12 protein-coding genes and 1 pseudogene are annotated in these 15,260 nt (G+C 71.1%); 6 read left to right on the top strand and 7 right to left on the bottom strand.

Annotation, left to right across the window (positions count from 1 at the left end; translation table 11 throughout):
* Positions 1-35 precede the first annotated feature (35 nt).
* The 3 genes from cysT to ACM9LD_RS03015 all read right to left on the bottom strand — a co-directional run bounded on the left by cysT (position 36) and on the right by ACM9LD_RS03015 (position 2,316).
* Positions 36-830, bottom strand: coding sequence for a sulfate ABC transporter permease subunit CysT (gene cysT / locus ACM9LD_RS03025; protein ID WP_415675314.1), 795 nt, complete (start codon positions 828-830; stop codon positions 36-38).
* Positions 830-1,924, bottom strand: a complete 1,095-nt coding sequence (locus tag ACM9LD_RS03020; protein WP_415675313.1) for a sulfate ABC transporter substrate-binding protein — start codon at positions 1,922-1,924, stop codon at positions 830-832. Before ACM9LD_RS03020 ends, cysT begins: the two co-directional genes overlap by 1 nt.
* A gap of 155 nt (positions 1,925-2,079) precedes the next feature.
* Positions 2,080-2,316 (bottom strand): hypothetical protein, encoded by a 237-nt coding sequence (locus ACM9LD_RS03015; protein WP_415675312.1) that lies wholly within the window; start codon positions 2,314-2,316, stop codon positions 2,080-2,082.
* 106 nt (positions 2,317-2,422) lie between these two features.
* Between ACM9LD_RS03015 and ACM9LD_RS03010 the strand changes: the two genes are divergently transcribed.
* From ACM9LD_RS03010 to ACM9LD_RS02995, 4 genes and pseudogenes are all read left to right on the top strand, one after another.
* On the top strand, positions 2,423-4,369 hold the full coding sequence (locus ACM9LD_RS03010) for a glycoside hydrolase family 15 protein (protein ID WP_415675592.1): 1,947 nt from the start codon (positions 2,423-2,425) through the stop codon (positions 4,367-4,369).
* An 18-nt stretch (positions 4,370-4,387) separates the two neighbouring features.
* Positions 4,388-7,396: an alpha-mannosidase gene (locus ACM9LD_RS03005; RefSeq protein ID WP_415675311.1), complete on the top strand. Its 3,009-nt coding sequence runs from the start codon at positions 4,388-4,390 to the stop codon at positions 7,394-7,396.
* Between the two features lie 66 nt (positions 7,397-7,462).
* A complete protein-coding gene (locus tag ACM9LD_RS03000; protein ID WP_415675310.1) occupies positions 7,463-7,642 on the top strand; it encodes a hypothetical protein in 180 nt (59 codons plus the stop codon).
* A gap of 33 nt (positions 7,643-7,675) precedes the next feature.
* A pseudogene (locus ACM9LD_RS02995) lies at positions 7,676-8,299 on the top strand (phosphotransferase family protein); the annotation flags it as partial.
* A gap of 127 nt (positions 8,300-8,426) precedes the next feature.
* Here ACM9LD_RS02995 and ACM9LD_RS02990 read toward each other — a convergent pair.
* Together ACM9LD_RS02990 and ACM9LD_RS02985 are read right to left on the bottom strand one after the other, a co-directional pair.
* Positions 8,427-10,388: an HNH endonuclease signature motif containing protein gene (locus tag ACM9LD_RS02990; protein ID WP_415675309.1), complete on the bottom strand. Its 1,962-nt coding sequence runs from the start codon at positions 10,386-10,388 to the stop codon at positions 8,427-8,429.
* 138 nt (positions 10,389-10,526) lie between these two features.
* A complete protein-coding gene (locus ACM9LD_RS02985) occupies positions 10,527-12,563 on the bottom strand; it encodes a M3 family metallopeptidase (protein WP_415675308.1) in 2,037 nt (678 codons plus the stop codon).
* Positions 12,564-12,679: 116 nt separating this feature from the next.
* Between ACM9LD_RS02985 and ACM9LD_RS02980 the strand changes: the two genes are divergently transcribed.
* On the top strand, positions 12,680-13,069 hold the full coding sequence (locus ACM9LD_RS02980) for a hypothetical protein (protein ID WP_415675307.1): 390 nt from the start codon (positions 12,680-12,682) through the stop codon (positions 13,067-13,069).
* Between the two features lie 14 nt (positions 13,070-13,083).
* Here the strand turns inward: ACM9LD_RS02980 and ACM9LD_RS02975 are convergent, their stop codons facing one another.
* A complete protein-coding gene (locus ACM9LD_RS02975; RefSeq protein WP_415675306.1) occupies positions 13,084-13,737 on the bottom strand; it encodes a pentapeptide repeat-containing protein in 654 nt (217 codons plus the stop codon).
* 208 nt (positions 13,738-13,945) lie between these two features.
* Here ACM9LD_RS02975 and ACM9LD_RS02970 point away from each other — a divergent pair, with 208 nt between their 5' ends.
* Positions 13,946-14,329: a hypothetical protein gene (locus ACM9LD_RS02970; protein WP_415675305.1), complete on the top strand. Its 384-nt coding sequence runs from the start codon at positions 13,946-13,948 to the stop codon at positions 14,327-14,329.
* A 17-nt stretch (positions 14,330-14,346) separates the two neighbouring features.
* Here the strand turns inward: ACM9LD_RS02970 and ACM9LD_RS02965 are convergent, their stop codons facing one another.
* Positions 14,347-15,255, bottom strand: a complete 909-nt coding sequence (locus tag ACM9LD_RS02965; RefSeq protein WP_415675591.1) for an NAD(P)H-dependent flavin oxidoreductase — start codon at positions 15,253-15,255, stop codon at positions 14,347-14,349.
* Positions 15,256-15,260: the final 5 nt, after the last annotated feature.

The raw sequence follows: 15,260 nt of genomic DNA, 5'->3' as shown, positions 1-15,260 counted from the left end.
GCCGGGGCCACGGCGGGAGACCGTCATGTCGCCGGTCATTCGCTGTTCTCCTCCCGCTTGGCCGTCCTACTACCGACGAACCGCATCACCGCCAGCAGCACGAAGGCGATGGCGAGCAACGCGACCGAGACGGCGGAGGCGGCCACCTGGTTGTCGACCTCCAGCTGCTGCTGGATGTACTGCGAGGCCACCTGCGTCTGGCCGGGGATGTTGCCGCCCACCAGCACGACCGACCCGAACTCGCCGATCGCGCGGGTGAAGGCGAGGCCGGCGCCGGAGAGGATCGCGGGCAGCAGCGTGGGGATGACGATCTTCGCCGCGATCACCCGGTTGGGCGCGCCGAGGGAGGCCGCGGCCTCCTCGACCTCGCGGTCGAGCTCGATGAGCACGGGCTGCACCTGCCGCACCACGAAGGGCAGCGTCACGAAGGCCAGCGCGATGACGATCGCCGGCTGGGTCGCGTTCAGCGTCAGCCCGACGGGGCTGTCCGGCCCGTACAGCGAGAGCAGCACGATCGACGCGACGATCGTCGGCAGGGCGAAGGGCAGGTCGATGAGGGCGTTGACGACGCCCTTGCCGGGGAAGTCGTCGCGCACCAGCACCCAGGCGATGACGGTGCCCATCACCACGTTGATCAGCGTCACCAGCAGCGAGACCCACACGGTGATGACCAGGGTGGATACGGCGTTCTTCGCGGTGAGCGCCTCCCAGAACCCGGACCAGCCGTGGTCGAAGGCCTTGGTCGTGATGGCCGCGATCGGCAGCAGCACGATCAGCGAGATCCACAGCCAGGCGACGCCGATGCGCAGCGGGTTGATCAGGCTCCGCATCACTTGCCGCCGTTCTTGTAGGCCGCGGCGATGGCGCCCTTGTCGCCGAACAGCGCCGCGTCGACGGCCGGCCAGCCGGTCAGGTCCTTGCCGTTGTTCTTCGCGGCCGTCCCCTTGCCGAGCACCGCGCCGAGCTCGTCGACGGTCCACAGCCGCTGCGGCTGCGCCGGGAACAGGTGCGCGGTCTCGGCGGCGATCGCGGGGTCGCCCGCCCGGAAGCCCGACCGCGGGATGGCGCGCTGTGCCTCGGGCGAGAACAGGAAGCCGACGAAGCGGTTCGCCGCGTCGAGGGACTGCGCGGTGTTCACGACGGCCACCGGCAGGTCGATGCGGAAGGACTGCGGCGGGATGAAGTACTCGGGCTTGGGCTTGCCGTCCTTCTCGCTCTGCCGCTGCAGGAGCACGGCCTCGCTCTCGTAGCTGAGCAGGACGTCGCCCTGCCCGGACTCGAAGGCGGACGTGGCGTCGCGGCCGGAGCCGGGGCTCACCGTCGTGTGATCGCGGATGAGTTCCTTGACGAAGGCCAGCCCCTTCTCGGGCTCCTGGCCGCCGTTGGAGAGCGCCGCGTAGGGCGCGAGCAGGTTCCACTTGGCCGAGCCGGAACTCGCCGGGTTCGGAGTGACCACCTCGACGCCGGGCTTGAGCAGGTCCGCCCAGTCGTGGATGCCCTTCGGGTTGCCGGGCCGGACCACGACGGCGACGAGCGACGTGAAGGGCACCGAGCGCCGGGGGTACGCCTTCTCCCAGTCCTTGTCGATGAGCCCCGCCTTGACGATGCGGGTCACGTCGGGCGCGACGGACATGTTCACGACGTCGGCCGGCACGTGTCGCGCCACCTTGCGGGACTGGTCGCCGGAGGCGCCGTAAGACTGCGAGAACCCCACGTCGGGGTTGGTCTCGCGGAACAGCGGGATGGCCACGTCGAAGGCGGGCTTGGGCGCCGCGAAGGCGACCAGGTTCACCCGCTTGTCGCCACTGGAGATGTCGACGCCGTGCGGGTCGTCGGTGGAGCCGCCCCCGCACGCTGTGAGCAGCACGGTCAGGGCGACCGCGACGATGCTCACAGCACGGCCGCGGAGGCTGGGTCGGATCACGTCTCGCCGTTCTCCTCGGGACAAGGTCAGGCGAGAATCCTACGGAGAGCCGTCAGCGCAGCAGGGCCCACGCGACGACGAGGAGCACCAGCAGCGCGATCAGCGCGAGTGTCACCTTCGACTTGGGCACCAGCGCCCGCCATCCGCCGCCTGTCTCAGACACTCTCGTCATTCCCTTCTCCGGCGCGCTGACCTGCGATGTCTGCGCGACCTGACCGCTCGATGCGAGCGTCGAGCGCGTCGGCGACGCGATCGATGAGGGCGCTGAGGACGCGCACCACCAGCATTGCGATCACTGCGAGTACAACCATCACGAGGCTGACCTGCAGTACGTAGGGCAGTCCGGTGAGCCACAGCTCCACCGAGTCCCACCACTGCGCGATCGCATGCACCCGACCAGCCTAGCGACCGCCGTGCGCGAACCCGCCACCGTGCCTCATCATGGTGTGCATGGCAGTGAAGAACGACGGCCCCACCACCGACGCATCCGGCCCCGACGTGCTCGGGCTCGACGCGCTCGTCACCGACGCCCCGTCGATCGGCGACGCGGTCTTCCCGCCCATCCACGACTACGCCTTCCTCTCGGACTGCGAGAACACGTGCCTGATCGCGCGCGACGGCAGCGTCGAGTGGATGTGCATCCCCCGCCCCGACTCCCCCAGCGTCTTCGGCGCGATCCTCGACCGCGGCGCCGGCTCCTTCCGGCTCGGCCCGTACGGCGTGAAGGTCCCCGTCGACCGGCGGTACCTGCCGGGCAGCCTCATGCTGGAGACCACGTGGCAGACGTCCACGGGCTGGTTGATCGTGCGCGACGCCCTCGTCATGGGTCCCTGGCACGACACGAGCACCCGGTCCCGCACGCACCGTCGGACCCCGACGGACTGGGACGCCGAGCACATCCTGCTCCGCACCGCGCGGTGCGTCTCCGGCACCGTCGAACTGCAGCTCAACTGCGAGCCGGCCTTCGACTACCACCGGGCCGGCGCGGAGTGGACCTACTCGGCCGACGGCTACGGCGAGGCCGTCGCGCGGGCCCGCACGGACTTCGGCAAGAACCCGGAGCTCAAGCTCACCACGAACATGCGGCTGGGGCTGGAGGGCCGGGAGGCCCGGGCGCACACCCGGCTCAAGGAGGGCGACGAGGTCTTCGTCGCCCTGTCCTGGAGCAAGCATCCCGTGCCCCAGACGTATCCGGAGGCCACGCAGAAGATGTGGGCGACCGCGGAGTCCTGGCGCCAGTGGATCAATCGCGGCCAGTTCCCCGATCACCCGTGGCGCACCTACCTGCAGCGCTCGGCGCTCACCCTCAAGGGCCTGACCTACTCCCCCACGGGCGCGCTGCTGGCGGCGTCGACCACCTCGCTCCCGGAGACGCCGGGCGGCGTCCGCAACTGGGACTACCGCTACGCCTGGGTGCGCGACTCCACGTTCGCGCTGTGGGGCCTGTACACACTGGGCCTCGACCGGGAGGCCGAGGACTTCTTCTCCTTCATCGCCGACGTCTCCGGAGCCAACAACGGGGAGCGTCATCCGCTGCAGGTCATGTACGGGGTCGGCGGCGAGCGCACCCTCCTCGAGGAGGAGCTCGGTCACCTCTCGGGGTACGACGGTGCGCGGCCCGTCCGGATCGGCAACGGGGCGTTCGACCAGCGCCAGCACGACATCTGGGGCACGATGCTGGACTCGGTGTATCTGAACACCAAGTCCTCCGAGCGCATCCCGGAGACGCTGTGGCCGGTCCTCAAAGAGCAGGTCGAGGAGGCGCTCAAGCACTGGCGCGAGCCCGACCGCGGCATCTGGGAGGTGCGGGGCGAGCCCCAGCACTTCACCAGCTCGAAGGTCATGTGCTGGGTCGCACTGGACCGCGGGGCGAAGCTCGCGGCGATGCACGGCGAGGACGACTACGCCCGCGAGTGGGCGGAGAAGGCCGAGGTCATCAAGGCCGACATCCTCGAGCACGGCGTCGACGACCGCGGCGTCTTCACGCAGCGCTACGGCTCGCCCGCGCTCGACGCCTCCCTGCTGCTGGTGCCGCTGCTGCGGTTCCTGCCGTCCGACGACCCGCGGGTCCGGGCGACGGTGCTCGCCATCGCCGACGAGCTCACCGAGGACGGCCTCGTGCTGCGCTACCGCGTGGAGGAGACCGACGACGGCCTGCACGGCGAGGAGGGCACGTTCACGATCTGCTCGTTCTGGCTGGTCTCGGCGCTGGTGGAGATCGGCGAGGTCGCCCGCGCGCGGGCGCTGTGCGAGCGGCTGCTGGCGTACTCGTCGCCGCTGAAGCTGTACGCGGAGGAGATCGACCCGAAGTCGGGCAAGCACCTCGGGAACTTCCCGCAGGCGTTCACCCACCTGGCGCTGATCAACGCGGTGGTGCACGTGATCCGGGCCGAGGAGTCGGGGCACGACGCGTCCGCGTTCCTTCCCGCACATCACACGCCCTGACGGAAGTAGCGTGCAGTCATGCACGACGACCGGCGGCTGACCGAAGAGCGGCTCGACAGGTTCACGCGGGAGTTCCTGAACGGGGCGGTGTACTCGCACTCGGCTCAGGTCACGGTGACCGCGTGGGCGGCGCCGGGCGAGCCGGTGCCCTTCGCGGAGGCGGTGGCCCAGGAGTACGCGGCGATCACGCCCGGCACCCCGTGGGGCGCCCCCTGGTCCACGCTCTGGCTGCACGTGACCGGGGCGCCGCCGTCGGAGTGGTCGGACGTCGACGGCGCGCTCGAGCTCCGCGTCGAGCTCGGCTTCACCGGCGGCCCCGGCTTCAACGCCGAGGGCCTCGTGTACCGCGCGGACGGCACCGTCGTGAAGGGTATCTCGCCCTTCAACGCCTACGTCCCGCTGGCGCCCGGCGAGCCCGTGGACCTCTACATCGAGGCGGCCGCCAATCCCGACCTGGGCGGCGATTTCGTCTCCCCCACGCACCTGGGCGACCGGGAGACCGCGGGCGACGGTCCGCTGTACCGGCTCGGCACGATCGACCTCGCTGTGCGGGATCGGACGGTGTGGGAACTGCAGCAGGACGTGTGGACGCTGAACGGCCTCATGCACGAGCTGCCCTTCGACCTGCCCCGGCGGCACGAGGTGCTGCGCGCCCTGGAGCGGATGCTGGACGTGGTGGACCCGCACGACGTGGCCGGCACCGCGGCCGCGGGCCGGGCGGTGCTGGCGCCCGCGCTCGCCTCGCCCGCCTACGGGTCGGCGCACCGGATCACGGCGGTGGGCCACGCGCACATCGACTCCGCCTGGCTGTGGCCGGTCCGCGAGACGGCCCGCAAGTGCGCGCGGACGTTCGCGAACGTCGTGGACCTCATGGACCGCGACCCCTCGTTCCGCTTCGCCTGCTCCTCCGCGCAGCAGTTCGCGTGGGTGCGCGACCGCTACCCCGAGCTCTTCGGGCGGATCAAGGACAAGGTGGCGGCCGGGCAGTTCATCCCGGTGGGCGGCATGTGGGTCGAGGCCGACACCAACATGCCCGGCGGCGAGGCGATGGCCCGGCAGTTCGTGATGGGCAAGCGGTTCTTCCTGCACGAGTTCGGGATCGACACCCCGGAGGCGTGGCTGCCCGACTCCTTCGGCTACTCCGCGGCGATGCCGCAGATCGTCGCCGCCGCGGGCTCGCAGTACTTCCTCACGCAGAAGCTCTCGTGGAACCAGACCAACCGGATGCCGCACTCGACGTTCCTGTGGGAGGGCATCGACGGCACCGCTCTGTTCACGCACTTCCCGCCCGTCGACAAGTACAATTCGGACCTGTCCGGGGCGGATCTCGCGCGGGCGCAGAAGAACTACCGCGAGCAGGGTGCGGGTACCCGCTCGCTCGTCCCGTTCGGCTGGGGCGACGGCGGCGGCGGCCCCACCCGGGAGATGCTCGCCGCGGCGTCCCGCACGGCATCGTTGGAGGGCTCCCCGACGGTCGAGATCGCCTCGCCCGCGGAATTCTTCGACGCCGCCGCCGCGGAGCTGCCGCACCCGCCGCGCTGGGTGGGCGAGCTGTACCTCGAGTTCCACCGCGGCACCTACACCTCGCAGGCGAACACCAAGCAGGGCAATCGCCGCAGCGAGCACCTCCTGCGCGAGGCCGAGCTGTGGGCGGCAACCGCTGCCGTCCGGACCGGATTCGCCTACCCGCTGGAGGAGTTCGAGGAGGTCTGGCACCTGGTGCTGCTCCAGCAGTTCCACGACATCCTGCCCGGCAGCTCCATCGCCTGGGTGCACAAGGACGCGGAACGGAACTACGCCGCGGTCGCGCGGCGGCTCGAACGGATCATCGCGGCGGCCCTGGAGGCGCTGGCGGGCAGCGACTACCGGACGCAGCGGGTCGCGGATGCCGGCGAGCGCCGACTGGTGTTCAACGCCGCGCCGCACGCCCGCGACGGGGTACCCGCCTTGGGCGCGGCGGTGATCGAAGCGCCCGAGTCCGCCCAACCGACCCCCGAGGGCTCGGGCTTCCGGCTGGACAACGGCGTGGTCTCCGCCCTGATCGACGCCCGCGGTCTGCTCGTCTCGCTGGTCGACGCCGCAACCGGACGGGAGGCGATGGCGGCGCCCGGGAACCTGCTCCAGCTGCACCGCGACGTCCCGAACCACTGGGAGGCGTGGGACATCGACTCCTTCTACCGCCGCGACGTCACCGACCTTGTCGACGCGGTGGCGGTGACGATCGACGGCGAGGCCGTCGTGGTACGCCGCGCCTTCGGGGACTCGACGATCATGCAGCGGATCTCCCTCCGCGCGGGCTCCCCGGCCCTGGACATCGAGAACGACATCGACTGGCACGAGCGGCAGAAACTGCTCAAGCTGGCCTTCCCGTTCGACGTCCACGCCGATCGCAGCGCCGCGGAGACCCAGTTCGGCCACGTCTTCCGGCCGACGCACGCCAACACCTCCTGGGACGCCGCGAAGTTCGAGATCTGCGCACACCGCTGGGTGCACGTGGGCGAGCCGGACTACGGCGTCGCCGTCGCGAACGACTCCACCTACGGCCACGACATCACCCGGCGCCCCTCCGATGCCGAGGGCGCGACGCCCGGCACCGTCGTGCGGCTCTCGCTGCTCCGCGCGCCCCGCTACCCCGACCCCGAGACCGATCAGGGCCGGCACCGCCTCGCGGTCTCCGTGCGGCCGGGAGCGACGATCGGCGACGCCGTCGAGGAGGGCTACCGCCGGAACCTCGCTCCGCGCAGCGTCCCCGGCTCGGCGGCGGTCACTCCGCTGATCGCAGTCGACCACCCGGGCGTGATCGTCGAGGCGGTCAAGCTCGCGGAGGACGGCAGCGGCGACGTGGTCGTGCGCCTCTACGAGTCGCGCGGCACCCGCGCGAGCGCGAGCGTGCGCGCGGAGTTCGAGCACCGGTCGGTGGTCCGCACCGACCTGCTGGAACGCCCCGTCGCCGAGCCGGAGCCCGCCGATGAGACGCGAATCACGCTGCGCCCCTTCCAGCTCGTCACGCTGCGCTTCCACCGCTGACGTGCTCAGCATCACCTCGATCCGCCTCGAAGACGGTGATAGTTTGAAGGTTCGCCACTATCAACCGTGACCCTTCGAACCAAGGAGGTCGAGATGCTCAGCGTGCTGGCATTGATCGCATTCGTCGTCTTCCTCGTCTGGCTGACGAGCGACCGGAACGGCCTGGACTTCCGTGCTCGCGACGTTCATCGCGCCGTCGCCGACCGGGAGAGCCGCACCGACCCGCGCGGCGTGATCGTCTCCTGACGCTCCGGAAACTCGTGGCGCGGGCCCCTGGATGTGCGCGACGATCGTCGGGTGGACACCGTCGACGTGATCGTCGCTCACCGCTCGCGCGCGACTCTGCGCGTCGGTGACACCTTCCTGAAGATCGATGGAGACCCGGCGCAGGCGCGCCGGGAGATCGCAGCCATGCGGCTCGCGCCCGTCCCCACCCCGGACGTGCTCTGGCACGAGCCATCGGTTCTGGCGGTGAAAGCCGTCCGCGGGACCGCGCTCGGCGCGCTCGACAGCCCGGATTCCGCTCCCCGCTCGGCGTGGGTCGCTGCTGGAGCCGCGATCCGAACCCTCCACGACGCGCCGCTTCCACCGTGGCAAGGACGTTCGGTGGACCTGCTGCGACAGGAGCTCGACGCGGAGTACGCATGGTTCCTCCGTCACACCGGGCTCCCCCACCGGGTCATCGCACAGAACCGCGAGAACGCGGGTTCGGTGCTCCGCCCCTGGAAGCCGGCGTTCATCCACGGTGACCTCCAGGTGGAGCACGTCTTCGTCGCCGACGGCGCGGTGACCGGCATCATCGACTGGTCCGAGGCCGGCCGGGGCGATCCTCTGTACGACCTCGCCACACTGACTCTCGGCCATCCCGATCGCCTGGAGGACGTCCTCGCCGGCTACGGCGGTGACGTCGACCGCGACATCGTGCGGGGATGGTGGTCGATGCGCTGCCTGCTCGTCGCGCGGTGGCTCATCGAGCACGGCTACGACTCCAGGGTGACGCCTCACCTCTACGCGCGATCTTCCCGCAACGTCAGTAGGGCGGCGGACCGTCGAACGACGGTGCCTGGAATCGCGGACGCGGCGCGCCGAGCGCGACGGCGATCGCATCTTCCACGTCGCTGCGTGGGCGATCCTCCAGGGCCCGTTCCGCCTCCAGCGCCGCGACATTGCGGCGCCGCAGTCGCTCCCGCCGCGCGTGCTCGCGTTGCAGCCGGGTGCGCCCACCCGGTGCCGATGCTCCGGATTCCGACGCCGCGGAAGGCTCGGGCACGAGCCAGCGGACCCGCGCGAGGTCCGGAAAGAGCTGCAGCACGATCCCGTTGGGGTCGACGATGTAGCGCCGGCCGTCCGGAGACGTCCACAGGATCCGCCCGTCCGGCAGGCGCGCGTCGATCCAGTCGCCGGCGGTCTTCACCTGATGGTGGGCAACGCATAGCGGCTGAATCTGCTCCGCCGTCGTCCCACCACCCAGCTCGGGCGCGCGATGGTCGTACTCGCGGCGATGATCGATCTGCGCCCTCGACGCCGGGCGGTTGCAGAACGGGAACACGCAGCGCGGGAACACCAACCGCAGATACCGCTTCAGATCCGCGGAGGGCCGGTATCCGACGCTACCGCGCGCTGTGACCAGCGCACCGGGCGGAGCTCCGCCAGCGGGCGGCGAATCACCATGGCCGGGACCGGAATCATCAGGGCCGGAATCGTCAGGGCCCGGGTCGTCGGGACTTGTGCCGCCGAACCCTTCGCCCGGACCGGAGTGCCCCTCCAGATGGGCGATGATCTCGGCGAACGCGCACGCGAACACGAAGTCCCTCGATCCGCGCGACATCTTTTCCTGCGCCCCCGGCGAACACCGCGCCGCTCCGGCCACCTCCGGCGTGGCGTCGTCAGCCTCGGCATCGGAGATCCGCTGCCCGAACGGTCGGAGCTTCGCGTCGTCGCGAACGGCGAGATCGCGTGCGTGCGCGCCCGTGATGGGCCCGTGGCCCACCAGATAGCCGAGCCCCGCGGGTGCCGGTGGCGCTTCGCCGACTGGTTCGGGCTCCGCCAACCGCTTCGCCTCCCCCGCCGGCTCGGCGAGGTCCCGCTCGTTCATCACCACGTTGATCATCGTGATGAATCGGGTGATCACGCCATCGGCATCGGGCTCGCCCTGGAACCGCGCCTCGCGGTACCGGCATTCCGTTGCCTCACACTGACACCCGAGAGTGGAATAGCCCCGCGTCAATTGCATCAGCCCGTCGGCGTACCGCTGGGGCTGCGTGCGCGGGTCCTCGGCACACACGGTCCCGGCGATGTGGTCGACCCGCGTCGACAGCTCCTGCACGTCGTGCGCCGGCAGCAACGCGAACGCCGCGGCCATCCCGTCCTCCTCCGGACGGAACGTCACCCGGCGGTCCTGTTCGGCCGCCCGGCGACGCCGCTCCACGCCGTCCGGATCGATCTGCTCCACCAGAAGATCCGCCGCTTCACGCAGCGCGGGGAGCGAGAGCACTTCGTATTGCTCGGTGAGGCGGTCCGCGAGGAGGCGGTCGAAGACGACCACCTGGTCGCCGGTGAGCACCCGCGAGCGGGTCAGCGCGACCTCGCCGGCCTTCGGCGCGATGACGCCCTCACTGATGAGCGCGAACACCTTCGGGATGCGCTCGACGAAGCCCACGGCGGTCTCGATCGCGCGTGACGCCGCAGCCGATCCGATGCGCAGCAACGTGGAGACCTGCGCCTCCAGAGCCTCTGCCGCAGCGGAGAGCCGACGCCGGGCGTGCACCGCCTCCGCGTAGTCGCCCGGTCGCGCCAGATACTCCGCCTCGCCGTCCGCGTACATCACCCGATGCAACGCGTACACACTCGTCATGGTGCGGCAGAAGGCGATGTTCTCGGACCGCCGTTGTTCGAACAGAACCTGCGCGACTCCGCGCTCATCGGCAGCACGACCGAGCCCCTGGGGAACGACTTTACCAGGGAGATCTCGCAATGCCGACGGAAGCGTCATGATGCCATCATACGCTCATGCTTGCTATAGCACTAGATGATTCGAACATTACTTCCACGCGGCGCTCCGCCGACGATCGGCGTCAGCGCTTGGCCGGGTGCCGGGAGACGACCGCGCCGAGCCGCGTTTCGACAGCAGTCAGGCACTCAGGCCGCGGCGCTCCAGGAGCGGAGCGATGTCGGGGTCGGCACCCCGGAAGTCGCGGTAGGCCTGCGACGCATCGACGCTTCCGCCGCGAGACAGCACGGCCGCACGCAGTTTCTCACCGTTCTCGCGCGTGGGGCCGTCGTGCTCGGCGAACCAGGCCGAGGCGTCGGCGTCGAGCACCTCCGACCAGATGTAGCTGTAGTACCCGGCGCTGTACCCGCCCGAGAAGATGTGGTTGAAGAACGGCCCGCGGTAGCGGGGCGGCACGCCGGGCACGGCCAGGCCCGCGTCGGCGAGGGCCGCCGCCTCGAAGGCCCGTGCGTCGGCGACGACGGCGCGCGGCGCTATCGTGTGCCAGGCTAGGTCGATAACCGCGGCCGCGAGATACTCGACGGTGCCGAAACCCTCACCGCGCGTGCCGGGCTCGAGCACGGAGCGGCGCAGCCCCTCCGGCAGGGCCTCGCCCGTCTCGTGATGGCGGGCGTAGCCGTCGAGGATCGTCGGCCAGGCGGCGAACATCTCGTTGAACTGCGAGGGGAACTCGACGAAGTCACGCGGAACGCTGGTGCCGGAGAAGTACGGGTAGGTGACGTCCGAGAGCAGGCCGTGCAGTGCGTGCCCGAACTCGTGGAAGACGGTGGTCACCTCGTCGCGCGAGAGCAACGCGGGACGACCCGCGGGCGGCCGGACAAAGTTGCACACGTTAATGATCACGGGCTGCGCGTCGAGCAGACCGGACTGGTCGACGAAGCTCGTCATCCACGCCCCGCCGCGCTTGCTCGGCCGCGCGAAGTAGTCCCCGATGAACAGGCCGAGGGGCGCACCGTCGGGCCCCGTGACCTGCCACGCCCGGGCGTCCGGGTGGTGCAGGGCGAGGTCGGTGCGCTCGGTGAAGCCGAGCCCGTACATGCGCGACGCCGCCTCGAAGACGCCCTTCTCGATGACCGCGTCCAACGCGAAGAAGTCGCTCAGCTGCGGCCCTTCGGCGGCGCCCTCCCCCGCCTGTGCGCGCTGCTCCGCGAGGCGGGCGTAGAAGGGCCAGTCCCACGCCTCGATCGGGTGCCCTGCGAGCTCTTCCAGCTCGGCGCGCTCTGCGGCGGCGTTCCGGGCCGCCGGGACGGCGAGGTCGCGCAACATCCCGAGGGCCGCCTCGGCGGTACCCGCGGTCTGATCCGCGATCTGGTACGCCGCGTGGTGCGGGTACCCGAAGAGCGCGGCCCGCTCGGCGCGCAGGGCCGCGACGCGGGCGATCAGCTCGCGGGTGTCGTTCGGGCCGCCGCGCGTGTTCCGCTCCGACGATGCCTCGAAGACCTTCCGCCTGGACTCCCGGTCGGTCAGTCGCGCGACGTTCGGCTGGTTCAGCGGGTACCCCAGTGCGAGCAGGAATCCCGCACGGCCGGCGGCTTCAGCTGCGGCGCGGGCGGCGTCCACGGTGTCCGCGTCCAGGCCGTCGAGCTCGGCCTCCGTCGCGAAATGCACCGCGGAGGCGTTGGTCTCGGCGAGCGTACGGCGGGAGAACTCCGTGGTGAGCTCGGCCAGCTCGGTGTTGATCGCCCGGAGCCGATCCTGCGCGGCGGCGTCCAGCGCGGCGCCGGCGCGGGTGAAACGCAGGTGGTACCGCTCGAGGAGCCGTAGCTGCTCGGCGTCGAGCCCGAGATCGCCGCGCCGGGCGTGGAGATCATCGATGCGCGCGAACAGCGCGGCGTCCATGAGGATCGCGTCGAAGTGGGCCGACCACCGCGGCGAGATCGCGGCCTGCGCCGCCTCCAGCGCGTCGGTGCGATCGGTGGAGGTCAGCGAGAAGAAGACCGCCGCGACGCGCCCGAGGTCCTGCCCCGCGCGCTCCATCGCCTCCACGGTGTTGCCGAACGTGGCGGGCTCGGGATTCTCCGCGATCGCCGCGATGTCCCGACGGTGCCGGGCGAAGCCCTCGGCGAATGCCGCCTCGTAGTCCACGTCCGCGAACGCGGCGAAGTCCGGCAGGGCGAAGGGCAAGGTACTGGGGGCGAGCACGGCGTCGACGGTCACGTCTCGAACCTACCGTCCCTCCGCCTCGGTCTCAGGGCGGAAGCGGGGAGACTGCGGGCGAGAGATGAGTAGTTCCACGGATTCCACGCAGCGGTGGCCCGGCGATGCTGATTCCCATGAGCGATCCGATAGCACTCCCCACCCTGTTCACCACCGAACCCGCGCCACGCACGCGGCGGTCCGCGAAGGCCGACAACGCCGCGGGCGCCGTGCTGTGGGTCCTGTTGCTCGGCATCGCGTACATCGCGGCGATGTTCGCCGGGTTCTACGCGATGGCGGCGGACGGGTGCCCGCCCGGCCCCTGCGCCGCCTCGGACGCTGCCGGCGCCGCCATCCTCCTGCAGTGGGCGGGTATCGCCGCCATCGTGGTCGGAGCCTTCATCGGCAGCGTAGTCCAGGCGCGCCGACAGCGGTACTGGTGCTACTGGCCCCTGGTGGGCATCGGCCTGGTCGTGCTCTGCACCGTCGTCACCGGCGGAATGGCGAACGCGGCAATGGCAATGTAGCTCGCGCGCGCCCGTCAGTCCGTGACGTGGATGCCCAGGTGGGCGGCGAAGACGTCGGCGAGGCCGAGTACCTGGAGGTGCGACATGGTGGCGCCCGCGATGCCCTCGAGCCCGCGGATCCGCTCGACCCGCAGGCCGCGCAGGTCGACGTGCTGCAGCTTCGCCCGTGTCACGTCGATCTCGCCCGCGGTGCAGTCCTCGAACGAGACCCGGTTGAGCGTCGCGTCGCCGGCGTCGATGCCGTCGAGCATGCATCCCCGGAAGATCACGTCGGTGAGCCCGGCGCCGCGCAGGTTCACGAAACCGAGGCGGACGTCGGTGAACACCACGGACCGCAGCTTGGCGTCCATGAGCTCCACGGCGCCGATCCGGGCATCGTCGACCTCGACCTGCCGGAAGGTCGAGCGCGTGGCCCGGAAGCCCGTGGCGAACAGCGCGCTGATCCGCGTCTCGAGGAATGCCGACTCGGTGAAGATCGCATCGCGGACCTCCCAGCCCGCCAGCTCGCACTCGCTGAACGTGATTCCGCTGAGGTCGCGCCCCTTCACGGTGGGGCCGGCGAAACGGCGGCGGTCCTCGGTATCGCCCGGCATCAGCTCGTCACTGTTCCCCTCCTCGAGGTCGCCGAGCCGCAGGGGCGAGATCTTCGGAGCGACGAGGCCCGCCATCAGCCGATCACCCGTCCGGCGGGCGGAGCGGACCTGGCTGCGATGGCGGCGTCGACGTTCACGCAGACGAAACTACCCGCCACCACCGACACCGGGCCCGGATCCCGCGTCCGGAACGGGACCACGCGACGTGCGCGCCGGCGGACGCCGTCGGATCTGAGTAGTTCCACCGATGCCATCGGCGTGGCGCGCGGGCGACACTGGAGTCATGGCGCACCCCGCATCTCGTCACGACGACAGGCCGCGCGCCGAGCAGGGTGTCTCCGCACCGGACGGCTCGCACAGCACGGCGGCGATCACCGCCGCCTGGCTGGCCGTGATCCTGATCGAGATGCCCGTCCTGTGGGCGGCCGGCTACGTGCTGATCCTCTCCAGTCTGTACGGGAACCCGTCGGGCGACCCGCTCTTCATCGAAGGCGCAGCGGTCCTGCTCGGGATCGGCGTGCCGGCGGCCTGCCTGATCTGCCTCATCGGCGCCTCGGTCTGCGCGCACCGAGGCGCGGGCCCGGGATTCCTGGCATGGGCGAAACGGGCGGCCGTCTCGATGGCGATCGTCGCCGGTCTCGCACTGGTGCTCGGGACGGCCTTCTGACCGGCCGAGGGCCGAAGTCAGCCGAGCAGGCCGGCGGCCGCCCGCAGCCGGGCCTCGGCCTCGGCGGCGATGGACGTGACTACGTCGCGGGCCGGGCGCACCTCATCGACGAGCCCCGCGGCCTGCCCCGCGTAGACGACGCCGACCTCGGGGATCTCGCCGTCGTAGGCGGCGCTCACCGCCTCCTCCGTGCCGGAGGACGCCTCGGCACCGTCGCCGTCATGCCACCGGTCGGTGAAAGCGTTGGTGAGCGCGCGCCCGAACCACCGCGTGGGCCAGGGCTGGTGCCGCGCCTTATCGAAAACATCGGTGTAGACGGTGTCGGCGCTCCGGGCCTTGAGCAGCGCGGGGATCGCGTAGTCGGGCCCGACGGTCTCCGGCGACGCGAGCAGGGCGGTGCCGATGAGCGCCCCCTGCGCTCCGGCGGCGAGGACGGCCGCGAGACCGGCGCCCGTCCCGATGCCGCCCGCCGCGAGCACGGGAAGTTCCGTCGCGCGCAGAACCTCCTGCAGGAGCGGCAGGGTCGCGATGCGACCGGTATGGCCGCCCGCCTCACCGCCCTGCGCGACCACGGCGTCGACCCCCGCGGCCTCGACCTCGCGCAGGTCCTCCACGGAGTTGATCTGCGAGATCACCACTGCCCCGGCGTCCTTGACCCGCTGCACGAACGGCGCAGGGTCGCCGAACGACAGCGACACCAGCTTCGGCCGCGCGGCGAGCACCGTATCGAGCAGTTCCGGGCTCTCGGCGAGCGACCAGGTCTGCAGGCCGAAGGCGAGCGGCGCGTTTGCGCCCGCGGCGGCCCGGATGACCCGCACCTGCTCGTCGATCCACTCCGGCGTGGCGTAGCGCGCGGCGCCGATCATGCCCAGCGCGCCGGCGGCCGTCACCTGTCCCGCGAGCTCACCCCCGGCGCGGCCACCCATCGGGG

The sequence above is a fragment of the Tsukamurella hominis genome (assembly GCF_965137015.1).
GTDB classification, from domain to species: domain Bacteria; phylum Actinomycetota; class Actinomycetes; order Mycobacteriales; family Mycobacteriaceae; genus Tsukamurella; species Tsukamurella hominis.
The sequence above is the reverse complement of the archived record's forward strand: the minus strand, read 5'-3'. Positions and strand labels throughout refer to the sequence as shown.

Coding starts and splice junctions, on each gene's coding strand:
- cysT (WP_415675314.1), bottom strand. CDS start 830: ATGCGGAGCCTGATCAACCCGCTGCGCATCGGCGTCGCCTGGCTGTGG.
- ACM9LD_RS03005 (WP_415675311.1), top strand. CDS start 4,388: ATGCACGACGACCGGCGGCTGACCGAAGAGCGGCTCGACAGGTTCACG.
- ACM9LD_RS02990 (WP_415675309.1), bottom strand. CDS start 10,388: ATGACGCTTCCGTCGGCATTGCGAGATCTCCCTGGTAAAGTCGTTCCC.
- ACM9LD_RS02980 (WP_415675307.1), top strand. CDS start 12,680: ATGAGCGATCCGATAGCACTCCCCACCCTGTTCACCACCGAACCCGCG.
- ACM9LD_RS02975 (WP_415675306.1), bottom strand. CDS start 13,737: ATGGCGGGCCTCGTCGCTCCGAAGATCTCGCCCCTGCGGCTCGGCGAC.
- ACM9LD_RS02970 (WP_415675305.1), top strand. CDS start 13,946: ATGGCGCACCCCGCATCTCGTCACGACGACAGGCCGCGCGCCGAGCAG.
- ACM9LD_RS02965 (WP_415675591.1), bottom strand. CDS start 15,255: ATGGGTGGCCGCGCCGGGGGTGAGCTCGCGGGACAGGTGACGGCCGCC.